This is a genomic window from Vibrio sp. WZ-1, assembly GCF_052037695.1.
GTDB lineage: Bacteria > Pseudomonadota > Gammaproteobacteria > Enterobacterales > Vibrionaceae > Vibrio.
The window spans coordinates 1-21,978 of sequence record NZ_JBQEQR010000032.1 but is presented as its reverse complement, the minus strand read 5'-3'; the positions used below and the strand labels follow the sequence as shown (position 1 = coordinate 21,978).

Here is a 21,978-nt window from a genome sequence, read left to right as displayed (position 1 = left end):
AAGTAACCGTCATTTTGAACAACGAGGAACGAGTGTGATTCAGAATCTATCGTTCGCTTGTGCTTTGATTTAAGGTGAATGAGGAAGAGTTGGTGGGTGCTGTTACTAGATCCTTAGTCTCGCTTGGGCTCGCTAGGATGACGAACTCTTTTGGTCTAGAGTTTGCTAAAGTAACCGTCATTCTGAACAACGAGGAACGAGTGTGATTCAGAATCTATCGTTCGCTTGTGTTTTGATTTAAGGTGAATGAGGAAGAGTTGGTGGGCGCTGTTACTAGATCCTTAGTCTCGCTTGGGCTCGCTAGGATGACGAACTCTTTTGGTTTTCAGCTTGCTAAAGTAACCGTCATTCTGAACAACGAGGAACGAGTGTGATTCAGAATCTATAGTCCGTTTGTGCTTTGATTTAAGGTGAATGAGGAAGAGTTGGTGGGCGCTGTTACTAGATCCTTAGTCTCGCTGGAGCTCACTAGGATGACGAACTTTTTTGGTTTACAGCTTGCTAAAGTAACCGTCATTCGGAACAAAAAAGCCCAGAAGCATGGCTCTGGGCTTTGAACTCTATAGAGTGCTACTTAAAGAATAAAGCGACTTAGATCTTCATCTTCAATCGTATCGCCTAGGCGGTCTTTCACGTAAGCAGCATCAATGACAAACTTCTCACCTGCTTTTTCTGTCGCGTCATAAGAAATCTCATCCATCAAGCGTTCCATCACTGTGTGTAGACGACGAGCACCGATGTTTTCAGTCGTTTCATTAACTGTCCACGCTGCTTCAGCGATTTGTGTGATGCCGTCTTCAGTGAACTCTACATCAACGCTTTCGGTTTTCATTAGCGCGACATACTGCTCGGTCAGAGACGCTTTTGGTTCAGTTAGGATGCGTTTGAAATCGTTACTAGTTAGCGCTTCCAGCTCAACACGAATAGGTAGACGACCTTGTAGCTCTGGGATCAGATCAGAAGGTTTTGCCACTTGGAATGCACCTGAAGCTACAAACAAGATATGATCTGTTTTCACCATGCCGTGCTTGGTTGATACTGTGCTACCTTCGATCAGAGGTAGTAGGTCACGCTGAACACCTTCACGAGACACGTCAGGGCCAGAGCTCTCACCGCGCTTACAAATCTTGTCGATTTCGTCGATAAATACGATGCCGTTGTTCTCTACGTTGAAGATCGCAGATTCTTTCAGCTCTTCTTGGTTAACCAGTTTCGCCGCTTCTTCTTCCGCCAACGCTTTCATTGCGTCTTTGATTTTCAGCTTACGCTTCTTCTTGGTGTCACCAGCTAGGTTTTGGAACATGCCCTGCAGCTGGTTGGTCATCTCTTCCATACCAGGAGGCGCCATGATCTCAACACCCATTTGAGGAGCAGCAATATCGATGTCGATTTCTTTGTCGTCTAGTTGACCTTCACGTAGTTTTTTACGGAAGATTTGACGCGTGTTCGATGTGTCTTCTTTCTGTTCAGATTGACCCCAAGCATCGCGAGCTGGTGGCAGTAGAGCATCCAGAATGCGCTCTTCCGCTTGCTCTTCAGCACGGAATTTTACTTTTTCCATTGCTTGCTGGTGGGTCATTTTTACTGCTACATCTGTTAGGTCGCGGATGATGGTTTCCACTTCTTTACCTACGTAACCGACCTCGGTGAACTTAGTTGCTTCTACCTTGATAAACGGCGCGTTAGCCAGTTTTGCAAGACGACGAGCAATCTCAGTTTTACCCACACCAGTTGGACCAATCATTAGGATGTTTTTTGGTGTTACTTCTACACGCAAGCTTTCTTCAAGTTGCATGCGACGCCAGCGGTTACGCAGTGCAATCGCAACCGAACGTTTTGCTTTGTCTTGACCAATGATGTGGCGGTTCAGTTCATGAACGATTTCGCGAGGAGTCATTTTAGACATATTCTTTCCTTACTTCGTTACGATTACGCTTAAGCCGTAGGCTTAGGAAGCTCTGCTGTAGATTCTAGTTCTTCTACAGTGTGATGATGGTTGGTGAATACACAGATGTCACCCGCGATGTTCAGTGCTTTTTCTGCGATTTCACGAGCATCTAGGTCTGTATTTTCTAATAGCGCAGTGGCTGCTGCTTGTGCGTATGCACCGCCAGAACCAATGGCGATCAAGTCATTTTCTGGCTGAACCACATCACCATTACCTGTGATGATCAGTGAAGCGGTTTCATCTGCTACAGCCAATAGCGCTTCGAGTTTGCGCAAGGCGCGATCGCTACGCCAGTCTTTAGCCAGTTCTACTGCTGCTTTAGTTAGGTGGCCTTGATGCATTTGCAATTTGCTTTCAAAACGCTCGAATAGAGTGAAAGCATCGGCAGTACCACCGGCAAAACCAGCCAGTACTTGATTGTTGTACAGGCGACGAACTTTGCGTGCATTGCCTTTCATAACCGTGTTGCCTAGCGATACTTGGCCATCACCCGCGATGACGACTTTGTTGTTTCGACGTACAGATACAATAGTAGTCACAGTCGACCTCTTAATTATTTCTCTTTGGATTTAATCATTATATGGGGGGAAGGGTTTCGGGATTCAAGGGGAAGTCGTTTTTCGTTTGTAGACATTATGATTTGTCGTTTTGAACGAGGAAGAGAGCGGGAGGCTTTGGTCGAGCGCTTTTTGTTAAGTGGTTTGATGATAGCCGTAGAGCGCACGGGGCTACATTAATCGTGATGGATTATCCCGAGTCGTTCTCTAGAGCGAAGAATAAGCGAGTAGAGGCTTCGGTAAAAGAAAAGACCAACAGATCTCTCAGTTGGTCTTTAGATTTAAGGTTTAGTCAGACTTATAAAGTCTCTTTCCAAATTGCGCACGGCTCGATCTTCGCTCGTTGCAACTTGTGGCGATCTTTTTCAGCATCGCGCTTGAATTTATATGGACCTAGTACAACACGATACCAAGAGCTGCCTTCTTTCTTACGAATTTGACTAGAGATGCCTTGGAAAGCGATTGCCAGTTTACGATCTTCCGCTTGTGCTTGAGTCTTGTATGCACCACATTGCATCACGTAAGGGATCTTTGATACTTCAATCTCCTTAGCAACGACTTCAACTTCACGGCTAGGTAAAGATTCGACATACTCCCACTTTTCTTCAGGAGGAGGTGGAAGCTCTTTCTTTGGTTTTGGTTTGCTCGTCTTTACTGGCTCTTGTTTTGCCACTGGCTTTTCAGGCTCAGGATCGGTGCTGAGTAGGTATAAGCCATAGCCAAAGCCCCCCACGAGCAACACTGCTAGTAGGCCACTACGCCAAGGTTTTTTTCGCGATGGTTGTTTCTTGGCCGTTTTCTTTGGTGTGCCACGACCACGTCTTACATAATCTCTATTTGCCACGGTAACTTCAGGTCATCAAGGATTCTGACAGTATGGTAATCCAGAACGAGGAGAGAAAACACCCTGACAGTGTAATCTTGTTAGCTACGTGCAGGAAAAGGGTATACTCAAGTCACTTCGAGATGCTTGGTTCAGCGAGAATGACTTGGATATAAGAAAAAGCGACGCTAGGTGCGTCGCTTAAGTGGTGATGTGTTTATTAACGCAATGGTGGTGGCGCAGCACTACCTCGAACAACAAGCTTGGTCTCAAGTAAGCGAGAACCAGAATGTACATCATGACCTTTTAATAGCTCTAGCATCATTAGCATGGCTTGGCGGCCGATCTCATAACGAGGTTGAGAGATGGTAGTTAACGGTGGATCGCAGTACTGAGCAAATTGGATATCGTCAAACCCTACAATTGAGATGTCTTGTGGCACTCTTAATCCTAGGCGTTTTGCTTCTTGGATCGCGCCAATCGCCATGGTGTCGCAATGACAGAAGACGGCAGTTGGTGGCTCTGGCAGTTCGAGCAGTTTACGGATTGCGTGTGCCCCACCTTCGAAGGTGAAGTCAGTAACGATACTGTATTGTGCTTCTTTAGTTATTCCAGCGCGACGCAACGCTTGTTGGTAACCTTGTTGACGGAACTGACACAGTGCCGCGCTTTCTGGGCCTGAAATCTGAGCGATACGCTTATGACCTAATTGAGTTAGGTAGTTCACTGCTTCAAAAGCAGAGGTTAGGTTATCAATGTGTACGGTTGGAAGCTCAAGCTCGGGAGCAAATTCACAAGCCATCACCATAGGTGGTAAGTTCTTCTGTTCTGGTTTACTGACATCGAATGGTAGGTCTGTGCCGAGTAAAAGCATGCCATCTGCTTGTTTGGTAAAGACGAGGTTTACAAATGAGCTTTCACGTTTTTTCTGCTGACCACTGTCGCCCAGTAGGACGAGGTAACCGTGTTCCATTGCTGCATCTTCGATACCACGAATGATCTCAGAAAAGTAAGGATCGCAGATGTCAGGAACTATAGTGACAATGGTTTTTGATTCATTTCTACGTAAATTGCGTGCTAATGAATTCGGTGAGTAGCCAGCTTCGAGTACTGCGTCTTCTACTCTCTTGCGCGTCGATGATGATACCTTTTCCGGATTCATCAGAGCTCGCGACACGGTTGCGGTAGAGACTCCAGCAAGCTGGGCAACATCCTTCATTGTCGCCATAGTTTATACCCTCTCAATTGATTGCCAGATGACGTTCGTCATTGTTCTAATATCAGCCTATGTGATTGATCCACTTTAGACTTTGCTAATTTGGATAGTCTATTCATTTCTAAAGTGAAAGTTACGGCCTGATTAACAAAAATTGCAATGCGATTGTGATTTCTATCACATAAGACGGTAATTCATTACATAGTTAAACGTTTGCTAGCTGAGGTCTTGTGGTTCTATGTCTAAATTCCAGCGTACTTTCTTGGCATTTGGCAACAAGTCAATAGCAGGTTTTGCACTGGTCAATAACTTTTGCATCAGCGAACGGTGCTGAGTTTGTAACAATAACTGCCAACGATACTTACCGGCGCGCTTTGCTAATGGGGATGGCGTAGGACCCAATACCATGCAGGAATCATCAAATAGCGGGTGTGATTCAAGGGTAAAACGGACTTGGCGTAGAAAGTCCTCAACCACTTCACTTTGGTTTGCTTCTGCTTTAAATAGCGTTAAAAAGCTATATGGTGGTAACTGGGCCAATTTTCGCTCTTCTAGTGCAGTCATGGCAAAGTGTCGGTAGTCTTTTTGCAGCAGCGCTTGCAACAAGCTGTGCTCGGGGTGGTGAGTTTGCAGTATCACGTCACCAGGCTTACTCGCTCGGCCAGCTCGGCCCGCAACCTGGATAAAAAGCTGAGCGAGCCTTTCGGAAGCTCGGAAGTCACTACTATATAAAGAGCCATCCACATCTAGCAGCGCAACAAGTGTCACGTTAGGGAAGTGGTGACCTTTCGCTAACATCTGGGTTCCAATCAGAATTTGGTATTCACCCTTACGAATTGACTCGAGCGCACCTTCCAAACTACCTTTGCGGCGCGTACTGTCTCTATCTATGCGAATGGCTTTGTATTCCGGAAAAAGCTCTGCCAGTTGTAACTCTAATTGTTCGGTACCAACCCCTACAGTGACTAATTGCGTCGAACCACAGCCCTGACATTGATGAATTACAGGTTGTTGTGAACCGCAGTGGTGACAGCGAATCTCGTTGCTGTATTGGTGGAAGGTATAATACGCATCACAGCGTTTACATTCTGCAATCCAGCCACACTCATGACACATCAACGCTGGTGAGAAACCACGACGGTTTAAAAACAGCATGACCTGATTGCCGGCTTTCAGGTGTTTGCGCATTTCGGCAATCAAAGGTGCGGATAATCCACTATCTAAATAGAGGCCTTTTATATCGAGTACTTTATTCGTCGTTGGTACGGCAGAGCCGGCACGTTGAGTGAGAGTTAAATGATGATACTTACCTTTAAGTGCATTATGCAGTGTCTCTAATGCAGGCGTTGCTGAGCCAAGTACAATGGGTACTTGCTCCTTATGCGCGCGCATAACCGCAACATCACGAGCGTGATAGCGCAGGCTGTCTTGTTGTTTGTATGAAGAGTCATGCTCCTCATCGACGATAATAATGCCAAGGTCAGCAAAAGGCGTCAGTAGAGCAGAGCGGGTACCAATAATGATGCCAGCGGCTTTATCTCTTGCAGAAAGCCAAGCGTTGAGTCGCTCGGTATCATTTAACCCGGAGTGAATGACATCCACAGGAACATTAAAGCGATGTTTAAAGCGGTTGATGGTTTGTGGCGTCAAGCCGATCTCGGGCACTAAAACCAATGCTTGCTTGCCTTTCTCTAGAACTGGCTTAATTAGGTTCAAGTAGACTTCGGTTTTACCAGAGCCAGTTACGCCCTCTAATAAATAGCAGGCAAACCCTGTTTGGCTATTCACACTGGCGATTGCTAAGGCCTGTTCATGGTTGAGCTTGGGCTTTTCCACTTCACGCTCAACTTGGTTACCCCATTTGGTTATGCTTGGCTTCTTCTCGATGCGTTCTATCCAGCCTTTTTCTTCTAAAGACTTTAGGACTGTTGAGCCAATCTCTTGGTCGATAAACTCTTGGTGTGGTACCGCACCATCCACTAACATTTGTAATGCACGTTGTTGTTTGACTGCTCTTCCCAGCCCCTGCATTAGCTTATTTTTACCTGATTCGGTGATTTGCCATTCTTGTAATGTGGCAAAGTCGGCCGGTTTCCCTTTTCGCAGGGCGGCAGGCATTGCATTGTGTAGCGTGTCACCAAGAGGGTATTGGTAGAACTGGCTGCACCAAGTCAGTAAGGAGTACAATTTCTCTGGCCATAAAGGTTGAGCATCTAATACGGCTTTGATTGGTTTTAGTTGCTCTTTAGGAAAATCAGAATGGTTTACCATCGCTGTGACTATGCCGACAAGGGTCTGACGGCCGAAAGGAACAGACACCCTTCCTCCGATGAGCGGAAAGAGATGCCCAGGAATGATGTAATCAAACTGTTTGTCGAGTGGTACCGGCAGTGCCACTCTAGCGATGGATGGGCGCATAGAATCTTAACTATATAAAAGAGGGAAGAAGAGGGTATAGTCTATTAAAACCCTCGGCGAAATTCGAGTAATCCTCAAATAAGGTAAAAGAAAGCCCTCTATATATACGTGCTGGTGAAAAAAGTGGCGAAAAAGTTGCCAAATGTGTTGATCCTAGCAAGGTGATTCATTACTATACTGCGCCTTGAGATATGGCTTCGGCAATTGGTCGATGCGGTATCGCATTTTTGATATTAATTACGTGTGGTGTGCGGCTTAGATTCGTATAGCGACACGGCCTACTATTGAGGTTATCCCATGAAAGCTGGTATCCACCCAGAATACAAAGCAGTAACTGCTACTTGTTCTTGCGGCAACTCTTTTGAGTTCAAATCTACTCTAGCGAAGGAATCTATCCACCTAGACGTATGTGACAAGTGTCACCCATTCTACACTGGTAAGCAACGTATCGTTGATACAGGCGGCCGTGTTGATCGCTTCAACAAGCGTTTCGGTGCACTATCAAGCAAGAAGTAATAGCCAGCGCTATTATCATTCCTGTTTAAAAAAGGACGCTACGGCGTCCTTTTTGTTTATGGCGATGGCAGAACTTATGGATAAATCGAGTGATTGGATTTTGTTCGATTATTTTTCAGTCAGCTCTTGCATCCTAAAGTGTGATCTGTATAATGCCTCGCACTGGTTAAGCCAGTTGTGAACCAATGAGCAATGAGGAGCGAGTAAATCCTAGTGATTTACAAGGTAATGTAGACTCAGCTTATGTTCGCGGTTAATACAATTAGCTATCTTTTCTTCGGAAAAACTATCCCCAGACGTGACTCTGGTATATAGGGATAGTTAATCGAAAATTAACTGACAATGTGTCCTAATCTTGGACGCTACGGTTTCACATAAATCAATCGGCATTCTCTCGTCTTGACGAGTTTGAGTGGCGATATTGTTTGTGTAATTTTTAATATTGGAGCTCTGTCTCATGCAGAACCAACGTATCCGTATCCGCCTAAAAGCATTCGATTACAAACTAATCGACGCTTCTACAGCGGAAATCGTTGAAACAGCTAAGCGCACTGGCGCACAGGTTCGTGGTCCAATCCCACTGCCAACTCGTAAAGAGCGTTTCACAGTTCTTATCTCTCCACACGTTAACAAGAAAGCACGTGACCAGTACGAAATTCGTACTCACAAGCGTCTAATCGACATCGTTGAGCCAACAGACAAAACTGTTGATGCTCTAATGCGTCTAGACCTTGCTGCGGGCGTTGACGTTCAAATTAGCCTAGGTTAAGGGAGATTAGAAGAATGATTGGTCTAATCGGTCGTAAAGTGGGCATGACCCGCGTATTTACTGAAGACGGCGTTTCTATCCCAGTAACAGTTGTTGAAGTTGAAGCAAACCGTGTTTCTCAAGTTAAAACTCTTGAGACAGACGGCTACGCAGCAATTCAGGTAACTGCTGGTTCTAAGAAAGCTAACCGCGTAAACAAAGCTGAAGCAGGTCACTTTGCTAAAGCTGGCGTTGAAGCTGGTCGCGGTCTTTGGGAATTCCGTTTGGAAAACGGTGAAGAGTTCGCAGTTGGCGCTGAGCTAACAGTTGAACTATTCAACGAAACTAAGAAAGTAGACGTTACTGGTACATCTAAAGGTAAGGGCTTCCAAGGCGCAGTTAAGCGTTGGAACTTCCGTACTCAAGATATGACTCACGGTAACTCATTGTCTCACCGTGCACCGGGTTCAATTGGCCAATGTCAAACTCCAGGTCGCGTATTTAAAGGCAAGAAAATGGCAGGTCACATGGGTGCTGAGCGTGTAACGACTCAAAACCTAGAGATCGTACGTGTTGACGCTGAGCGCAATCTGCTTCTTATTAAAGGTGCAGTACCGGGCTCAACAGGTGGCAACGTGATCGTTAAACCAGCTGTTAAAGCATAACGTCTCAGGAGTAAGTAATGGAACTAATGGTTAAAGGTGCTGATGCACTAACTGTTTCCGAAACTACTTTCGGACGTGAGTTTAACGAAGCTCTTGTACACCAAGTAGTTGTTGCGTTTGCAGCAGGTGCTCGTCAAGGTACTCGTGCTCAAAAAACACGTTCAGAAGTTTCTGGCGGTGGCGCTAAGCCATGGCGTCAAAAAGGTACTGGCCGTGCGCGTGCTGGTACAATCCGTAGCCCAATCTGGCGTACAGGTGGTGTTACTTTTGCTGCGAAACCACAAGATCACAGCCAAAAAGTAAACAAAAAAATGTACCGCGGTGCTATGAAGAGCATTCTTTCTGAGCTAGTTCGTCAAGAGCGTCTAATCGTTGTTGATAACTTCTCAGTTGAAGCGCCAAAGACTAAAGAGCTAGTTGCTAAGCTTAAAGAGCTTGAGCTAACTGACGCTCTAATCGTGACTAGCGAAGTAGATGAGAATCTATTCCTAGCTGCTCGTAACCTATACAAAGTTGACGCACGTGATGTTGCTGGTATCGACCCAGTTTCACTAATCGCGTTCGACAAAGTTGTAATGACTGCTGAAGCAGTTAAGCAAGTTGAGGAGATGCTAGCATGATCACTGAAGAGCGTATCCTAAAAGTTCTACGTGCTCCGCACATCTCTGAAAAAGCAACTATGGCAGCTGAGAAAGCGAACACTATCGTTTTCAAAGTAGCTAAAGATGCAACTAAAAAAGAGATCAAAGCAGCTGTAGAAAAGCTTTTTGAAGTTGAAGTTAAGTCTGTAAATACTCTTATCACTAAGGGTAAGACCAAACGTCAAGGTCTACGCCAAGGTCGCCGCAGCGACGTTAAGAAAGCGTACGTTACTTTGAAAGAAGGTCAAGATCTTGACTTTGTTGGCGGCGCGGAATAACAGGAGTAGTTAAGAATGGCTATTGTTAAATGTAAGCCGACTTCCCCTGGTCGTCGTCACGTTGTTAAAGTTGTTAACGCTGACCTACACAAGGGCAAGCCATACGCACCTCTTCTAGAGAAAAACTCTAAGAATGGTGGTCGTAACAACAACGGTCGTATCACAGTACGTCACATCGGCGGTGGTCACAAGCACCACTACCGTCTAGTTGACTTCAAACGTACTAAAGACGGTATCCCAGCGACAGTTGAGCGTCTAGAATACGATCCAAACCGTAGCGCAAACATTGCTCTAGTTCTTTACAAAGACGGTGAGCGTCGCTACATCCTAGCACCTAAAGGTGTTAACGCGGGTGATGTTATTCAGTCTGGTGTTGATGCACCAATCAAAGCTGGTAACACTCTACCAATGCGTAACATCCCAGTAGGTTCAACTGTACACAACGTTGAACTTAAACCTGGTAAAGGTGGTCAGCTAGCTCGTTCGGCTGGTGCTTACGCTCAAATCGTTGCTCGCGACGGTGCGTACGTAACTATCCGTCTACGTTCTGGCGAAATGCGCAAAGTTCTTTCTGAAGGCCGTGCAACAATCGGTGAAGTTGGTAACTCTGAGCACATGCTACGTGAACTTGGTAAAGCTGGTGCTTCACGCTGGCGCGGCGTACGTCCAACCGTACGTGGTGTAGTAATGAACCCGGTTGATCACCCACACGGTGGTGGTGAAGGTCGTACATCTGGCGGTCGTCACCCAGTATCTCCTTGGGGTATGCCAACTAAAGGCTTCAAGACTCGTAAGAACAAACGCACTGACAAGTACATCGTACGTCGTCGTAACAAGTAATCTATATAAAGAGGAATCGCCATGCCACGTTCTCTCAAGAAAGGTCCATTTATTGACCTACACTTGCTGAAGAAGGTAGAGAAAGCGGTGGAAAGCGGAGACAAAAAGCCACTTAAGACTTGGTCCCGTCGTTCAATGATCATCCCATCGATGATCGGTTTGACCATCGCTGTCCATAATGGTCGTCAGCACGTACCTGTTTTCGTTACCGAAGAAATGATCGGTCACAAACTAGGTGAATTCGCACCAACACGTACTTACCGCGGTCACGCTGCGGATAAGAAAGCTAAGAAGCGTTAAGGAGTAAATGATGGAAGCTATTGCTAAACATAACTTTGCTCGCATTTCGCCTCAGAAAGCTCGCTTAGTTGCGGATCTAATTCGTGGTAAATCTGTTGACCAAGCTCTAGAAATCCTAACTTTCAGCAACAAAAAAGCTGCTGTTCTAGTTAAGAAAGTTCTAGAGTCTGCTATCGCTAACGCGGAGCACAACGAAGGTGCAGATATTGACGATCTGAATGTCGCAAAAATCTTTGTAGATGAAGGCCCTATCATGAAGCGTATTATGCCTCGTGCTAAAGGTCGTGCGGATCGTATCTTGAAGCGTTCAAGCCACATCACTGTTGTTGTAGCAGATCGCTAGAGACTAGGAGAGTAAGCAATGGGTCAAAAAGTACATCCTAATGGTATTCGTCTTGGCATCGTTAAGCCTTGGAATGCTACATGGTTTGCTAACACCAAAGATTTCGCTGACAACCTAGACGGCGACTTCAAGGTACGTCAGTTCCTAACTAAGGAACTACAAAAAGCGTCTCTTTCACGTATCGTTATCGAGCGTCCTGCTAAGAGCATCCGTGTGACTATTCACACTGCTCGTCCAGGCGTTGTAATCGGTAAGAAAGGTGAAGACGTTGAGAAACTACGCGCAGCTGTAGCAAAAATTGCAGGTGTACCAGCGCAAATTAACATCGCTGAAGTACGTAAGCCTGAACTTGATGCACAACTTGTTGGTGACAGCATCGCGTCTCAACTAGAGCGTCGTGTTATGTTCCGTCGTGCTATGAAGCGCGCGGTACAAAACGCAATGCGTCTAGGTGCTAAAGGCATCAAAGTGGAAGTAAGCGGTCGTCTAGGCGGCGCTGAAATCGCACGTTCTGAGTGGTACCGTGAAGGCCGTGTGCCTCTACACACTCTACGTGCAGACATTGATTACGCAACTTCTTCGGCTCACACTCAATACGGTGTGATCGGCATTAAAACTTGGATCTTCAAAGGTGAGATCCTAGGTGGTATGCCAGCAGCTAACGCTGTAGAGCCTAAAGGCGACAAGCCTAAGAAGCAGCGTAAAGGCCGTAAGTAAGGAGTCGACAGATGCTACAACCTAAACGTACTAAGTTCCGTAAGGTTCAGACAGGTCGTAACCGTGGTCTAGCTAAAGGTACTGATGTAAGCTTCGGCGAATTCGGTCTTAAAGCTGTTGGCCGTGGTCGTCTAACTGCTCGTCAAATTGAAGCGGCACGTCGTGCAATGACACGTCACGTTAAGCGTCAAGGTAAAATCTGGATCCGTGTGTTCCCAGACAAACCAATCACAGAAAAACCACTTGAAGTTCGTCAAGGTAAGGGTAAAGGTAACGTTGAGTACTGGGTAGCCCAAATCCAACCTGGTAAGGTTATGTACGAAATGGGTGGTGTACCTGAAGAATTGGCTCGTGAAGCGTTCCGCCTAGCGGCTCGTAAACTGCCATTCAAGACTACATTTGTAACTAAGCAGGTGATGTGATGAAAGCACAAGATCTACGCGAGAAAAGCGTTGAAGAGCTTAACGCTGAGCTATTGAATTTGCTACGCGAACAGTTCAACTTGCGCATGCAAGCTGCAACTGGTCAGCTACAGCAAACTCATACTCTGAAAGCTGTACGCCGTGATATCGCACGTGTGAAAACTGTTTTGACTGAGAAGGCAGGCGCATAATGAGCGAAGTAAAACGTACTCAACAAGGTCGTGTAGTTAGCGACAAGATGGACAAGTCTATCGTAGTTGCTATCGAACGCATGGTGAAACACCCAATTTACGGTAAATTCGTAAAGCGTACGACTAAAGTACACGCACATGACGAGAACAACGAGTGTGGCCTAGGCGACACAGTTGAAATCGCTGAGTGTCGTCCACTGTCTAAGACTAAGTCTTGGACTTTGGTAAAAGTTCTAGAAAAAGCTAAAGGTTAATCCTAGCTAATTCTATGAAATAAAACGGCTCCAAAAATTATTTTTGGGGCCGTTTATTTTTTGACTACCCAATTGAAAAAAAGGGTGGTACAATTCGCGTCCCTTTTAAAGAGGCAGCCCGACCCGAGAGGGTCTAGTTTTTTTATAATTTAGCGGAGCACTAACATGATCCAAATGCAAAGTATGCTGGACGCAGCTGATAACTCAGGCGCACGCAGCGTAATGTGTATTAAGGTTCTGGGTGGCTCTCACCGCCGTTATGCACATATCGGTGACGTTATCAAAGTTACTGTTAAGGAAGCAATTCCTCGCGGTAAAGTTAAAAAAGGTGACGTTCTGAAGGCGGTGGTAGTGCGCACCCGTAAAGGCGTACGTCGTCCTGACGGTTCTGTCATTCGCTTCGACCGAAATGCTTGCGTATTGTTGAACGACAATACAGAGCAACCAATCGGTACACGTATCTTTGGTCCTGTGACACGCGAACTTCGTGGCGATAAGTTCATGAAGATCGTTTCACTGGCTCCAGAAGTTCTGTAAGGAGCACGTAGAAATGGCAGCTAAAATCCGTCGTAATGACGAAGTAATCGTTCTTGCTGGTAAAGACAAAGGCAAGAAAGGTAAAGTAACTAAGGTCCTAGCAACTGGTAAAGTTATCGTTGAAGGCATCAACCTTGTTAAGAAACACCAAAAGCCGGTTCCGGCTCTAGGTCAACAAGGTGGTATCGTTGAACAAGAAGCAGCAATTGATGTTTCTAACGTGGCGATCTTTAACGCAGCTACTGGTAAAGCTGACCGTATCGGTTTCCGTTTTGAAGATGGTAAGAAAGTTCGTTTCTTTAAATCTAACAACGAAATCGTTTCTAACTAATAGAAGTAATTTGGAGTTCTACTATGGCGAAACTGCATGATTACTACAAGTCGTCTGTAGTCGCTGAACTGACCAAACAGTTTAGCTACACAAGCGTCATGCAAGTCCCTAGAATCGAGAAAATCACCCTAAACATGGGTGTTGGTGAAGCAATCAACGATAAGAAACTGCTAGAAAACGCAGCATCTGATATGGCAACGATCTCTGGTCAAAAGCCACTTATCACTAAAGCGCGTAAATCTGTTGCTGGTTTCAAAATCCGTGAAGGCTACCCTATCGGTTGTAAAGTAACCTTGCGTGGCGAACGTATGTGGGAATTTTTAGAGCGTTTAATCTCTATCGCACTTCCACGTGTACGTGACTTCCGTGGTGTTAGCGCTAAGTCTTTTGACGGTCGCGGTAACTACAGCATGGGCGTTCGCGAGCAAATCATCTTCCCGGAAATCGACTTTGATAAAGTTGATCGAGTACGCGGTCTAGACATCACTATTACGACGTCTGCTGGTACTGATGAGGAAGGCCGTGCTCTGCTGGCTGCCTTTAACTTCCCATTCCGTAAGTAAGGTGAAGGGTTACTGTTATGGCTAAAAATTCAATGAAAGCACGTGAAGCAAAACGTGCGAAGCTAGTAGCTAAGTTCGCTGAAAAGCGTGCAGCGCTAAAAGCTATCATCAGCGATGTAAACGCATCTGAAGAAGATCGTTGGAATGCGGTTCTTACACTGCAATCTCTTCCACGTGATTCAAGTGCATCACGTCAGCGCAACCGTTGTAACCAAACTGGTCGTCCACACGGTTACCTACGTAAGTTCGGTCTAAGCCGTATCAAAGTTCGTGAAGCTTGCATGAAAGGCGAGATTCCTGGACTTCGTAAGGCTAGCTGGTAATTGCCACTTAATCATTTGGAGTAAATCATATGAGCATGCAAGATCCGATTTCGGATATGCTGACCCGTGTTCGTAACGGTCAGGCAGCAAACAAAGTTGCTGTTAAAATGCCTTCTTCAAAGCTTAAAGTTGCAATCGCTGCACTACTAAAAGCTGAAGGTTACATCGTTGACTTCGCTGTTGAAGGCGAAGCAAAACCTGAGCTAGAAGTTACACTTAAGTACTTCCAAGCAAAACCAGTAATCGAGCAACTTAAACGTGTTTCTCGTCCAGGTCTACGTGTTTACAAGAAGAAAGATCAACTTCCTTCTGTAATGGGTGGTCTTGGTATTGCTATCGTTTCTACTTCCAAGGGTCTGATGTCAGACCGCGCTGCACGTAAAGCAGGTCTTGGCGGTGAAATCATCTGTTACGTAGCTTAATAGGAGTAGACTATGTCTCGTGTTGCAAAAGCACCTGTCGCTATTCCAGCTGGCGTAGAGGTGAAACTAAACGGCCAAGAAATCACTGTAAAAGGTGCTAAAGGCGAACTAACTCGCGTTCTTAACGACGCTGTAGTTATCGCTCAGGAAGAAAACAACCTGACTTTCGGTCCTAAAGAAGGTGTTACTAACGCATGGGCACAAGCTGGTACAGCTCGCGCTCTAGTTAATAACATGGTTGTTGGTGTTACTGAAGGCTTTACTAAGAAGCTAACTCTTAAAGGTGTTGGTTACCGTGCTGCTATCAAAGGCAACGCTGTAGGTCTAACACTAGGCTTCTCTCACCCAGTTGAGCACGAGTTGCCAGCGGGTATTAAAGCTGAATGTCCAAGCCAAACTGAAATCATCATCACTGGTTGTGATAAGCAACTAGTTGGTCAAGTTGCGGCTGACATTCGTTCTTACCGTCAACCTGAGCCTTACAAAGGTAAAGGTGTTCGTTACGCAGATGAAAATGTGCGTACTAAAGAAGCTAAGAAGAAGTAAGGTAACACTATGGATAAGAAAGCATCTCGCATCCGTCGTGCTACACGTGCACGTCGTAAGATTGCAGAACTGGGTGCGACTCGCCTAGTTGTACACCGTACTCCTCGTCACGTGTACGCACAGGTTATCGCGGCTAATGGCTCTGAGGTTATCGCAGCAGCTTCTACTGTAGAAAAAGCGATCCGTGAGCAAGTGAAATACACTGGTAACGTTGATGCAGCTAAAGCAGTAGGTAAAGCTGTTGCAGAACGCGCTCTTGAAAAAGGCGTAACTGCAGTTGCATTTGATCGTTCTGGTTTCCAATACCACGGTCGAGTAGCGGCGCTAGCAGAATCTGCTCGCGAAGCTGGTCTGAAATTCTAAGGTAGGGTTGGAAGATGGCTAAAGAACAACAAGTTCAAGCGAATGATTTGCAAGAAAAGCTAATCGCAGTTAACCGCGTTTCTAAAACGGTTAAAGGCGGTCGAATCATGAGCTTCACTGCACTAACAGTAGTTGGTGACGGTAACGGTCGTGTAGGTTTCGGTTACGGCAAAGCTCGTGAAGTACCTGCAGCGATTCAAAAAGCAATGGAAAAAGCACGTCGTAACATGACTACGATCGCGCTAAACGAAGGCACTCTTCACCACCCAGTGAAAGGTCGCCATTCGGGCTCTAAAGTTTACATGCAGCCTGCTGCAGAAGGTACTGGTGTTATCGCAGGTGGTGCGATGCGTGCAGTACTAGAAGTTGCTGGTGTACACAACGTACTATCTAAAGCATACGGTTCTACGAACCCTATCAACATCGTTCGTGCAACGATCGATGCACTAGGTAGCATGAAGTCACCAGAAATGGTTGCTGCTAAACGTGGTCTAACTGTTGAATCTATTTCGGAGTAAGAACACCATGGCAACTATTAAAGTAACTCAAACTAAAAGCTCAATTGGCCGCCTACCAAAGCATAAAGCTACTTTGCGTGGTCTAGGTCTTCGTAAAATCAACCACACAGTAGAACTTGAAGATACTCCGTGCGTGCGCGGTATGATCAACAAGGTTTACTACATGGTTAAAGTTGAGGAGTAATCAGAATGCGTTTGAATACTCTTGCACCGGCTGCGGGCTCTAAGCATGCTCCTAAGCGTGTAGGTCGTGGTATCGGTTCTGGCCTAGGTAAAACTGGTGGCCGTGGTCACAAAGGTCAAAAATCACGTTCTGGCGGTAAAGTTCGTCCAGGTTTCGAAGGCGGTCAAATGCCTCTGAAACAACGTCTACCAAAATTCGGTTTCACTTCTCGTAAGAGCCTAGTGTCTGCTGAAGTTCGTCTAGCTGAGCTAGCGAAAGTTTCTGGTGACGTGGTTGATCTAAACAGCCTTAAAGCTGCTAACATCATCACTAAGAACATCGAATTCGTAAAAGTTGTTCTTTCTGGTGAAATTAACAAAGCAGTGACTGTTAAAGGTCTACGTGTGACTAAAGGCGCTAAAGCTGCAATCGAAGCTGCAGGCGGTAAAATCGAGGAATAATCTCGAGGAACGAGGTACAGATGGCTAAGAAACCAGGACAAGATTTTCGTAGTGCTCAGAGCGGCTTAAGTGAATTAAAGTCGCGCTTGTTATTCGTAATTGGTGCACTTTTAGTATTCCGAGCCGGCTCTTTTGTGCCGATTCCTGGTATTGACGCTGCTGTACTTGCCGATTTGTTCGAACAGCAAAAAGGTACCATCGTTGAAATGTTTAACATGTTCTCCGGTGGTGCTCTTGAGCGTGCATCTATATTAGCATTGGGCATCATGCCGTATATTTCGGCATCTATTGTTGTCCAATTGCTAACTGTAGTTCATCCAGCGTTAGCGGAACTCAAGAAAGAGGGTGAAGCAGGCCGTCGTAAGATCAGCCAATATACACGCTACGGCACGCTTGTACTTGCAACATTCCAAGCTATTGGTATTGCAACTGGCTTACCAAACATGGTCGACAATCTGGTTGTTATGAACCAAACCATGTTTACGCTAATTGCTACCGTAAGTTTAGTAACCGGTACCATGTTCCTAATGTGGTTAGGTGAACAAATTACAGAGCGAGGAATCGGTAATGGTATTTCCATTCTGATTTTTGCAGGTATTGTTGCTGGATTGCCTTCTGCAATCGGTCAAACAATCGAGCAAGCGCGTCAAGGTGAATTGCATGTACTTCTTCTGTTGCTAATTGCGGTATTAGCTTTTGCAGTAATTTACTTCGTTGTTTTCATGGAACGTGGTCAACGCCGTATCGTCGTTAACTACGCGAAGCGTCAACAAGGTCGTAAAGTATTTGCTGCGCAAAGCTCGCACTTGCCACTTAAAATTAATATGGCGGGTGTTATTCCAGCGATTTTCGCATCAAGTATTATCCTGTTCCCAGGAACACTGGCTCAGTGGTTTGGTCAGAACGGTGAGAGCAGCGCGTTCGGTTGGTTAACTGACGTGTCTTTGGCTCTTAGCCCAGGTCAACCGCTGTATGTAATGCTTTATGCAGCAGCGATTATTTTCTTCTGTTTCTTCTACACGGCGTTGGTTTTCAACCCGCGTGAAACAGCAGATAACTTGAAGAAGTCCGGTGCATTCGTACCCGGTATCCGCCCAGGTGAGCAGACAGCTAAGTACATTGATAAAGTGATGACACGTTTAACCCTAGCGGGTGCACTGTACATTACCTTTATCTGTCTGATTCCCGAGTTCATGATGGTCGCGTGGAACGTACGTTTCTACTTCGGCGGTACATCACTACTTATCGTAGTTGTTGTTATCATGGACTTTATGGCACAGGTACAGACTCATCTGATGTCTCAACAGTATGATTCTGTGTTGAAGAAAGCGAATCTGAAAGGCTACGGTCGTTAATTCGACGGTAGACTCAGTTTCAATTACGGAGTTTAGCAATGAAAGTTCGTGCTTCCGTTAAAAAAATCTGCCGTAACTGTAAAGTAATCAAGCGCAACGGTGTTGTTCGCGTGATTTGCAGTGAGCCAAAGCACAAACAGCGCCAAGGCTAATTAGCAGAAATTTTTACTTGAAAACGAAGGTTAGGTCGAGTATATTCCTCGGCCTACCTTTTGCGTGCAAAAGAAGTAGTACTCCGCAGCGTATCCATCACGGGCTTTGCTGCGGCTAATTCTTTTATAGAAACACTTAGGAGTGAATAATGGCCCGTATAGCAGGCATTAACATTCCTGATCAGAAACACGCTGTAATCGCTCTAACGGCGATCTACGGCATCGGTAAAACTCGCTCTCAAGCTATCCTAGCTGAAGTGGGTATTGCTGAAGATGTTAAGATCAGTGAACTAACTGAAGAGCAGATCGATCAACTGCGTGATGGTGTAGCTAAGTACACTGTAGAAGGTGATCTACGTCGTGAAGTATCTATGAACATCAAGCGTCTTATGGACCTTGGCTGTTACCGTGGTCTTCGTCATCGTCGCAGTCTACCACTACGTGGACAGCGTACTAAAACCAACGCTCGCACCCGTAAGGGTCCGCGTAAGCCGATCAAGAAATAATCGGGAAGGTAGAGTACAATGGCTAAACAACCAACTCGCGCTCGTAAGCGCGTACGCAAGCAAGTTGCAGATGGCGTTGCGCACATCCATGCTTCTTTCAATAACACAATCGTAACCATTACTGACCGTCAAGGTAACGCTCTAGCTTGGGCTACTGCAGGTGGTTCTGGTTTCCGTGGTTCTCGTAAGTCTACTCCGTTCGCTGCACAGGTTGCTGCTGAGCGTTGTGCTGAAATGGCTAAAGAATACGGTCTAAAGAACTTGGAAGTTATGGTTAAGGGTCCTGGTCCAGGTCGTGAATCTACTGTTCGCGCTCTGAACGCAGCTGGTTTCCGCATCACAAACATCGTTGATGCTACACCAATCCCTCATAACGGTTGTCGTCCACCTAAGAAACGTCGCGTATAACGTTTTTTAGATTACTGGAGAAAGATCATGGCAAGATATTTGGGTCCTAAGCTGAAGCTTAGCCGTCGTGAAGGCACTGACTTATTCCTTAAGTCTGGTGTTCGCGCGATCGATACCAAGTGTAAAATTGATAACGCACCAGGTGTACACGGCGCTCGTCGCGGTCGTCTATCTGAGTATGGCGTTCAGCTTCGTGAGAAGCAAAAAGTTCGTCGTATGTACGGCGTTCTAGAAAAACAATTCCGTAACTACTACAAAGAAGCTGCACGTCTTAAAGGCAACACAGGTGAGAACCTGCTTCAGCTTCTTGAAGGTCGTCTTGATAACGTAGTTTACCGCATGGGCTTTGGCGCAACTCGCGCAGAAGCACGTCAGCTAGTTAGCCACAAAGCTATCCTAGTTAACGGTAAAGTTGTAAACGTTCCTTCTTTCAAAGTAGCGGCTAATGACGTTGTTTCTATCCGCGAGAAAGCTAAACAGCAAGCTCGTATCAAAGCGGCTCTAGAAGTTGCTGAACAACGTGAAAAACCAACTTGGATTGAAGTAGATGGTGGCAAGATGGAAGGTACATTCAAGCGTATGCCTGAGCGTTCTGATCTATCAGCTGACATCAACGAACAATTGATCGTCGAGCTTTACTCTAAGTAAGGTTTAAACTAAAGAGAGGACACAATGCAGGGTTCTGTAACAGAATTTCTTAAGCCACGTCTAGTTGACATCGAACAAATCAACTCGACTCACGCAAAAGTAACTCTTGAGCCATTAGAGCGTGGCTTTGGTCATACTCTGGGTAATGCACTTCGCCGTATTCTTCTATCTTCTATGCCAGGTTGTGCTGTGACAGAAGTAGAAATCGAAGGCGTACTTCATGAGTACAGCACTAAAGAAGGCGTTCAAGAAGATATTCTTGAAATTCTTCTAAACCTTAAAGGTTTGGCTGTACGCGTTGCCGAAGGCAAAGATGAAGTGTTCATTACTTTGAACAAATCAGGCTCGGGCCCTGTGGTTGCAGGTGACATCACCCATGACGGTGATGTAGAGATCGCTAACCCTGAACACGTTATTTGTCACCTAACGGATGACAACGCTGAAATCGCAATGCGTATTAAAGTAGAACGTGGTCGTGGTTATGTTCCAGCTTCAGCGCGTATCCATACTGAAGAAGATGAGCGTCCAATCGGTCGCCTACTAGTAGATGCTACTTACAGCCCTGTAGACAAAATTGCCTACGCTGTAGAAGCAGCTCGTGTAGAGCAGCGTACTGATCTAGACAAGCTTGTTATCGATATGGAAACAAACGGTACTCTAGAACCTGAGGAAGCAATCCGTCGTGCAGCTACTATCCTAGCTGAACAATTGGATGCGTTCGTAGATCTTCGTGATGTACGTGTACCTGAGGAGAAGGAAGAGAAGCCAGAATTCGATCCGATCCTACTGCGTCCTGTAGACGATCTTGAACTAACAGTTCGCTCTGCTAACTGTTTGAAAGCAGAAGCGATTCACTACATCGGTGATCTAGTACAACGTACTGAGGTTGAGCTACTTAAAACGCCTAACCTTGGTAAAAAATCTCTTACTGAGATTAAAGACGTACTTGCGTCACGTGGTCTGTCTCTGGGCATGCGCCTAGAAAACTGGCCACCTGCATCAATCGCTGAAGATTAATCGATACTAGTTAGAAGGATTAGGTCATGCGCCATCGTAAGAGTGGTCGTCAACTCAACCGCAACAGCTCACATCGCAAAGCGATGTTCAGCAACATGGCTAGCTCTCTAGTACGTCATGAAGTTATCAAGACTACTTTGCCAAAAGCAAAAGAGCTACGTCGCGTAGTTGAGCCTTTGATTACACTAGCTAAGACTGACAGTGTTGCTAACCGTCGTCTAGCATTTGCACGTACTCGTGATAACGAAGTAGTTGCAAAACTGTTTAACGAACTAGGTCCACGTTTTGCTGCTCGTCAGGGCGGTTACACTCGTATCCTAAAAGCTGGCTTCCGTGCTGGTGATAAAGCTCCAATGGCTTACATTGAGCTTGTAGATCGCCCAGCTGCTGAAGAAGCTGCTGAGTAATCTCAGTTCGTAAGAACAAAAAAAGCCGAGCATTAGCTCGGCTTTTTTGCGTTTTGAAGCTAGAGAAAGTGCAAGCTACGCTCCTCAGAAGCGCTTTGAACTGAGAATCAAGTTCGGAGTTCGTCCTATGAGATGTGTTTACGGAGAGGTCGGCGAAAGTTACTTGCAGTACTGGCCCATATTTGGATTTGATTATCTGAATTCAAAGAAAAAGGGTCGACACTGTGTGCCAACCCTACATGATTTTCTCGCTTCTCGCTTCTCGCTTCTCGCTTCTCGCTTCTCGCTTCTCGCTTCTCGCTTCTCGCTTCTCGCTTCTCGCTTCTCGCTTCTCGCTTCTCGCTTCTCGCTTCTCGCTTCTCGCTTCTCGCTTCTCGCTTC

General features: G+C 45.8%; 34 protein-coding genes. 29 read left to right on the top strand and 5 right to left on the bottom strand.

Annotated features, from left to right (window positions below):
- Positions 1 to 574 precede the first annotated feature (574 nt).
- From hslU to priA, 5 genes are all read right to left on the bottom strand, one after another.
- Complete coding sequence (hslU, locus tag ACTS60_RS00830) at positions 575 to 1,906, bottom strand: HslU--HslV peptidase ATPase subunit (RefSeq protein ID WP_440886778.1); 1,332 nt, start codon at positions 1,904 to 1,906, stop codon at positions 575 to 577.
- A 29-nt stretch (positions 1,907 to 1,935) separates the two neighbouring features.
- A complete protein-coding gene (gene hslV, locus ACTS60_RS00825) occupies positions 1,936 to 2,487 on the bottom strand; it encodes an ATP-dependent protease subunit HslV (RefSeq protein WP_009698878.1) in 552 nt (183 codons plus the stop codon).
- A gap of 316 nt (positions 2,488 to 2,803) precedes the next feature.
- Entirely contained in the window at positions 2,804 to 3,349 is a 546-nt protein-coding gene (ftsN, locus tag ACTS60_RS00820) for a cell division protein FtsN (protein WP_440886777.1), read from the bottom strand.
- Positions 3,350 to 3,548: 199 nt separating this feature from the next.
- The gene (gene cytR, locus ACTS60_RS00815) at positions 3,549 to 4,556 is read right to left on the bottom strand and encodes a DNA-binding transcriptional regulator CytR (RefSeq protein WP_440886776.1); all 1,008 of its coding nucleotides are present in this window, start codon (positions 4,554 to 4,556) and stop codon (positions 3,549 to 3,551) included.
- 204 nt (positions 4,557 to 4,760) lie between these two features.
- Positions 4,761 to 6,962: a primosomal protein N' gene (gene priA, locus ACTS60_RS00810; RefSeq protein ID WP_440886775.1), complete on the bottom strand. Its 2,202-nt coding sequence runs from the start codon at positions 6,960 to 6,962 to the stop codon at positions 4,761 to 4,763.
- 297 nt (positions 6,963 to 7,259) lie between these two features.
- On the opposite strand from priA, the gene rpmE reads away from it, so the two are divergent.
- From rpmE to rplQ, 29 genes are all read left to right on the top strand, one after another.
- Positions 7,260 to 7,478 carry a 50S ribosomal protein L31 gene (gene rpmE / locus ACTS60_RS00805; RefSeq protein WP_010445294.1) on the top strand — a complete coding sequence of 73 codons (219 nt, stop codon included), beginning with the start codon at positions 7,260 to 7,262 and terminating at the stop codon, positions 7,476 to 7,478.
- Positions 7,479 to 7,935: 457 nt separating this feature from the next.
- Positions 7,936 to 8,247 carry a 30S ribosomal protein S10 gene (rpsJ, locus tag ACTS60_RS00800; RefSeq protein WP_004410492.1) on the top strand — a complete coding sequence of 104 codons (312 nt, stop codon included), beginning with the start codon at positions 7,936 to 7,938 and terminating at the stop codon, positions 8,245 to 8,247.
- Between the two features lie 14 nt (positions 8,248 to 8,261).
- On the top strand, positions 8,262 to 8,891 hold the full coding sequence (rplC, locus tag ACTS60_RS00795; RefSeq protein WP_005435072.1) for a 50S ribosomal protein L3: 630 nt from the start codon (positions 8,262 to 8,264) through the stop codon (positions 8,889 to 8,891).
- 17 nt (positions 8,892 to 8,908) lie between these two features.
- A complete protein-coding gene (rplD, locus tag ACTS60_RS00790; protein ID WP_005435074.1) occupies positions 8,909 to 9,511 on the top strand; it encodes a 50S ribosomal protein L4 in 603 nt (200 codons plus the stop codon).
- On the top strand, positions 9,508 to 9,810 hold the full coding sequence (rplW, locus tag ACTS60_RS00785) for a 50S ribosomal protein L23 (RefSeq protein ID WP_004398471.1): 303 nt from the start codon (positions 9,508 to 9,510) through the stop codon (positions 9,808 to 9,810). The genes rplD and rplW overlap by 4 nt, the downstream gene beginning before the upstream one ends.
- A gap of 15 nt (positions 9,811 to 9,825) precedes the next feature.
- Positions 9,826 to 10,650, top strand: coding sequence for a 50S ribosomal protein L2 (rplB, locus tag ACTS60_RS00780; protein ID WP_010445306.1), 825 nt, complete (start codon positions 9,826 to 9,828; stop codon positions 10,648 to 10,650).
- A 21-nt stretch (positions 10,651 to 10,671) separates the two neighbouring features.
- On the top strand, positions 10,672 to 10,950 hold the full coding sequence (gene rpsS / locus ACTS60_RS00775; RefSeq protein WP_005431614.1) for a 30S ribosomal protein S19: 279 nt from the start codon (positions 10,672 to 10,674) through the stop codon (positions 10,948 to 10,950).
- A 10-nt stretch (positions 10,951 to 10,960) separates the two neighbouring features.
- Complete coding sequence (gene rplV, locus ACTS60_RS00770) at positions 10,961 to 11,293, top strand: 50S ribosomal protein L22 (protein WP_010445309.1); 333 nt, start codon at positions 10,961 to 10,963, stop codon at positions 11,291 to 11,293.
- Positions 11,294 to 11,311: 18 nt separating this feature from the next.
- The gene (gene rpsC / locus ACTS60_RS00765; protein WP_005435080.1) at positions 11,312 to 12,010 is read left to right on the top strand and encodes a 30S ribosomal protein S3; all 699 of its coding nucleotides are present in this window, start codon (positions 11,312 to 11,314) and stop codon (positions 12,008 to 12,010) included.
- Positions 12,011 to 12,021: 11 nt separating this feature from the next.
- Positions 12,022 to 12,432, top strand: a complete 411-nt coding sequence (gene rplP / locus ACTS60_RS00760) for a 50S ribosomal protein L16 (RefSeq protein WP_005379577.1) — start codon at positions 12,022 to 12,024, stop codon at positions 12,430 to 12,432.
- Positions 12,432 to 12,623, top strand: a complete 192-nt coding sequence (gene rpmC / locus ACTS60_RS00755; RefSeq protein ID WP_004410456.1) for a 50S ribosomal protein L29 — start codon at positions 12,432 to 12,434, stop codon at positions 12,621 to 12,623. Before rplP ends, rpmC begins: the two co-directional genes overlap by 1 nt.
- Positions 12,623 to 12,877 (top strand): 30S ribosomal protein S17, encoded by a 255-nt coding sequence (gene rpsQ, locus ACTS60_RS00750; RefSeq protein ID WP_006878390.1) that lies wholly within the window; start codon positions 12,623 to 12,625, stop codon positions 12,875 to 12,877. Before rpmC ends, rpsQ begins: the two co-directional genes overlap by 1 nt.
- A 165-nt stretch (positions 12,878 to 13,042) precedes the next feature.
- Positions 13,043 to 13,414, top strand: coding sequence for a 50S ribosomal protein L14 (gene rplN / locus ACTS60_RS00745; protein ID WP_004410450.1), 372 nt, complete (start codon positions 13,043 to 13,045; stop codon positions 13,412 to 13,414).
- A gap of 13 nt (positions 13,415 to 13,427) precedes the next feature.
- Positions 13,428 to 13,745 (top strand): 50S ribosomal protein L24, encoded by a 318-nt coding sequence (gene rplX / locus ACTS60_RS00740; RefSeq protein ID WP_010445323.1) that lies wholly within the window; start codon positions 13,428 to 13,430, stop codon positions 13,743 to 13,745.
- Positions 13,746 to 13,768: 23 nt separating this feature from the next.
- Positions 13,769 to 14,308: a 50S ribosomal protein L5 gene (gene rplE / locus ACTS60_RS00735; RefSeq protein ID WP_010445325.1), complete on the top strand. Its 540-nt coding sequence runs from the start codon at positions 13,769 to 13,771 to the stop codon at positions 14,306 to 14,308.
- A 17-nt stretch (positions 14,309 to 14,325) separates the two neighbouring features.
- Positions 14,326 to 14,631, top strand: a complete 306-nt coding sequence (rpsN, locus tag ACTS60_RS00730; RefSeq protein ID WP_004410442.1) for a 30S ribosomal protein S14 — start codon at positions 14,326 to 14,328, stop codon at positions 14,629 to 14,631.
- Between the two features lie 29 nt (positions 14,632 to 14,660).
- Positions 14,661 to 15,053 (top strand): 30S ribosomal protein S8, encoded by a 393-nt coding sequence (gene rpsH / locus ACTS60_RS00725; RefSeq protein ID WP_005450567.1) that lies wholly within the window; start codon positions 14,661 to 14,663, stop codon positions 15,051 to 15,053.
- Positions 15,054 to 15,065: 12 nt separating this feature from the next.
- Positions 15,066 to 15,599, top strand: a complete 534-nt coding sequence (rplF, locus tag ACTS60_RS00720) for a 50S ribosomal protein L6 (RefSeq protein ID WP_010445333.1) — start codon at positions 15,066 to 15,068, stop codon at positions 15,597 to 15,599.
- 9 nt (positions 15,600 to 15,608) lie between these two features.
- Positions 15,609 to 15,962, top strand: a complete 354-nt coding sequence (gene rplR / locus ACTS60_RS00715) for a 50S ribosomal protein L18 (RefSeq protein WP_005435088.1) — start codon at positions 15,609 to 15,611, stop codon at positions 15,960 to 15,962.
- Between the two features lie 14 nt (positions 15,963 to 15,976).
- Positions 15,977 to 16,480, top strand: a complete 504-nt coding sequence (gene rpsE / locus ACTS60_RS00710; protein ID WP_004745894.1) for a 30S ribosomal protein S5 — start codon at positions 15,977 to 15,979, stop codon at positions 16,478 to 16,480.
- A 7-nt stretch (positions 16,481 to 16,487) separates the two neighbouring features.
- On the top strand, positions 16,488 to 16,664 hold the full coding sequence (gene rpmD, locus ACTS60_RS00705) for a 50S ribosomal protein L30 (protein ID WP_000201159.1): 177 nt from the start codon (positions 16,488 to 16,490) through the stop codon (positions 16,662 to 16,664).
- 5 nt (positions 16,665 to 16,669) lie between these two features.
- Complete coding sequence (gene rplO / locus ACTS60_RS00700) at positions 16,670 to 17,104, top strand: 50S ribosomal protein L15 (RefSeq protein WP_005450562.1); 435 nt, start codon at positions 16,670 to 16,672, stop codon at positions 17,102 to 17,104.
- A 20-nt stretch (positions 17,105 to 17,124) separates the two neighbouring features.
- Entirely contained in the window at positions 17,125 to 18,459 is a 1,335-nt protein-coding gene (gene secY / locus ACTS60_RS00695) for a preprotein translocase subunit SecY (protein WP_005435093.1), read from the top strand.
- Between the two features lie 38 nt (positions 18,460 to 18,497).
- Positions 18,498 to 18,611 (top strand): 50S ribosomal protein L36, encoded by a 114-nt coding sequence (gene rpmJ / locus ACTS60_RS00690; RefSeq protein WP_000868186.1) that lies wholly within the window; start codon positions 18,498 to 18,500, stop codon positions 18,609 to 18,611.
- A gap of 149 nt (positions 18,612 to 18,760) precedes the next feature.
- Positions 18,761 to 19,117 carry a 30S ribosomal protein S13 gene (gene rpsM / locus ACTS60_RS00685; RefSeq protein ID WP_005450559.1) on the top strand — a complete coding sequence of 119 codons (357 nt, stop codon included), beginning with the start codon at positions 18,761 to 18,763 and terminating at the stop codon, positions 19,115 to 19,117.
- An 18-nt stretch (positions 19,118 to 19,135) separates the two neighbouring features.
- Positions 19,136 to 19,525: a 30S ribosomal protein S11 gene (gene rpsK / locus ACTS60_RS00680; RefSeq protein WP_001118870.1), complete on the top strand. Its 390-nt coding sequence runs from the start codon at positions 19,136 to 19,138 to the stop codon at positions 19,523 to 19,525.
- A gap of 27 nt (positions 19,526 to 19,552) precedes the next feature.
- Complete coding sequence (gene rpsD, locus ACTS60_RS00675; RefSeq protein ID WP_005383146.1) at positions 19,553 to 20,173, top strand: 30S ribosomal protein S4; 621 nt, start codon at positions 19,553 to 19,555, stop codon at positions 20,171 to 20,173.
- A 24-nt stretch (positions 20,174 to 20,197) separates the two neighbouring features.
- Positions 20,198 to 21,190 (top strand): DNA-directed RNA polymerase subunit alpha, encoded by a 993-nt coding sequence (locus ACTS60_RS00670; protein WP_440886774.1) that lies wholly within the window; start codon positions 20,198 to 20,200, stop codon positions 21,188 to 21,190.
- A gap of 26 nt (positions 21,191 to 21,216) precedes the next feature.
- Entirely contained in the window at positions 21,217 to 21,597 is a 381-nt protein-coding gene (gene rplQ, locus ACTS60_RS00665) for a 50S ribosomal protein L17 (RefSeq protein ID WP_005383141.1), read from the top strand.
- Positions 21,598 to 21,978: the final 381 nt, after the last annotated feature.

What these genes read in the sequence shown, in the direction of transcription:
- rpsM (WP_005450559.1), top strand. Translation starts at nt 18,761, where the DNA reads ATGGCCCGTATAGCAGGCATTAACATTCCTGATCAGAAACACGCTGTA.
- rpmE (WP_010445294.1), top strand. Translation starts at nt 7,260, where the DNA reads ATGAAAGCTGGTATCCACCCAGAATACAAAGCAGTAACTGCTACTTGT.
- rpsC (WP_005435080.1), top strand. Translation starts at nt 11,312, where the DNA reads ATGGGTCAAAAAGTACATCCTAATGGTATTCGTCTTGGCATCGTTAAG.
- rplN (WP_004410450.1), top strand. Translation starts at nt 13,043, where the DNA reads ATGATCCAAATGCAAAGTATGCTGGACGCAGCTGATAACTCAGGCGCA.
- rpmD (WP_000201159.1), top strand. Translation starts at nt 16,488, where the DNA reads ATGGCAACTATTAAAGTAACTCAAACTAAAAGCTCAATTGGCCGCCTA.
- rplC (WP_005435072.1), top strand. Translation starts at nt 8,262, where the DNA reads ATGATTGGTCTAATCGGTCGTAAAGTGGGCATGACCCGCGTATTTACT.
- cytR (WP_440886776.1), bottom strand. Translation starts at nt 4,556, where the DNA reads ATGGCGACAATGAAGGATGTTGCCCAGCTTGCTGGAGTCTCTACCGCA.
- rpsJ (WP_004410492.1), top strand. Translation starts at nt 7,936, where the DNA reads ATGCAGAACCAACGTATCCGTATCCGCCTAAAAGCATTCGATTACAAA.
- rplR (WP_005435088.1), top strand. Translation starts at nt 15,609, where the DNA reads ATGGATAAGAAAGCATCTCGCATCCGTCGTGCTACACGTGCACGTCGT.
- rpsQ (WP_006878390.1), top strand. Translation starts at nt 12,623, where the DNA reads ATGAGCGAAGTAAAACGTACTCAACAAGGTCGTGTAGTTAGCGACAAG.
- rplD (WP_005435074.1), top strand. Translation starts at nt 8,909, where the DNA reads ATGGAACTAATGGTTAAAGGTGCTGATGCACTAACTGTTTCCGAAACT.
- rplO (WP_005450562.1), top strand. Translation starts at nt 16,670, where the DNA reads ATGCGTTTGAATACTCTTGCACCGGCTGCGGGCTCTAAGCATGCTCCT.
- rplF (WP_010445333.1), top strand. Translation starts at nt 15,066, where the DNA reads ATGTCTCGTGTTGCAAAAGCACCTGTCGCTATTCCAGCTGGCGTAGAG.
- rpsS (WP_005431614.1), top strand. Translation starts at nt 10,672, where the DNA reads ATGCCACGTTCTCTCAAGAAAGGTCCATTTATTGACCTACACTTGCTG.
- rplW (WP_004398471.1), top strand. Translation starts at nt 9,508, where the DNA reads ATGATCACTGAAGAGCGTATCCTAAAAGTTCTACGTGCTCCGCACATC.
- rpsE (WP_004745894.1), top strand. Translation starts at nt 15,977, where the DNA reads ATGGCTAAAGAACAACAAGTTCAAGCGAATGATTTGCAAGAAAAGCTA.
- rplE (WP_010445325.1), top strand. Translation starts at nt 13,769, where the DNA reads ATGGCGAAACTGCATGATTACTACAAGTCGTCTGTAGTCGCTGAACTG.
- rplB (WP_010445306.1), top strand. Translation starts at nt 9,826, where the DNA reads ATGGCTATTGTTAAATGTAAGCCGACTTCCCCTGGTCGTCGTCACGTT.
- secY (WP_005435093.1), top strand. Translation starts at nt 17,125, where the DNA reads ATGGCTAAGAAACCAGGACAAGATTTTCGTAGTGCTCAGAGCGGCTTA.
- rplX (WP_010445323.1), top strand. Translation starts at nt 13,428, where the DNA reads ATGGCAGCTAAAATCCGTCGTAATGACGAAGTAATCGTTCTTGCTGGT.
- rpmJ (WP_000868186.1), top strand. Translation starts at nt 18,498, where the DNA reads ATGAAAGTTCGTGCTTCCGTTAAAAAAATCTGCCGTAACTGTAAAGTA.
- rplQ (WP_005383141.1), top strand. Translation starts at nt 21,217, where the DNA reads ATGCGCCATCGTAAGAGTGGTCGTCAACTCAACCGCAACAGCTCACAT.
- rpmC (WP_004410456.1), top strand. Translation starts at nt 12,432, where the DNA reads ATGAAAGCACAAGATCTACGCGAGAAAAGCGTTGAAGAGCTTAACGCT.
- rpsN (WP_004410442.1), top strand. Translation starts at nt 14,326, where the DNA reads ATGGCTAAAAATTCAATGAAAGCACGTGAAGCAAAACGTGCGAAGCTA.
- rpsD (WP_005383146.1), top strand. Translation starts at nt 19,553, where the DNA reads ATGGCAAGATATTTGGGTCCTAAGCTGAAGCTTAGCCGTCGTGAAGGC.
- rplV (WP_010445309.1), top strand. Translation starts at nt 10,961, where the DNA reads ATGGAAGCTATTGCTAAACATAACTTTGCTCGCATTTCGCCTCAGAAA.
- rpsK (WP_001118870.1), top strand. Translation starts at nt 19,136, where the DNA reads ATGGCTAAACAACCAACTCGCGCTCGTAAGCGCGTACGCAAGCAAGTT.
- priA (WP_440886775.1), bottom strand. Translation starts at nt 6,962, where the DNA reads ATGCGCCCATCCATCGCTAGAGTGGCACTGCCGGTACCACTCGACAAA.
- ACTS60_RS00670 (WP_440886774.1), top strand. Translation starts at nt 20,198, where the DNA reads ATGCAGGGTTCTGTAACAGAATTTCTTAAGCCACGTCTAGTTGACATC.
- rpsH (WP_005450567.1), top strand. Translation starts at nt 14,661, where the DNA reads ATGAGCATGCAAGATCCGATTTCGGATATGCTGACCCGTGTTCGTAAC.
- hslU (WP_440886778.1), bottom strand. Translation starts at nt 1,906, where the DNA reads ATGTCTAAAATGACTCCTCGCGAAATCGTTCATGAACTGAACCGCCAC.
- rplP (WP_005379577.1), top strand. Translation starts at nt 12,022, where the DNA reads ATGCTACAACCTAAACGTACTAAGTTCCGTAAGGTTCAGACAGGTCGT.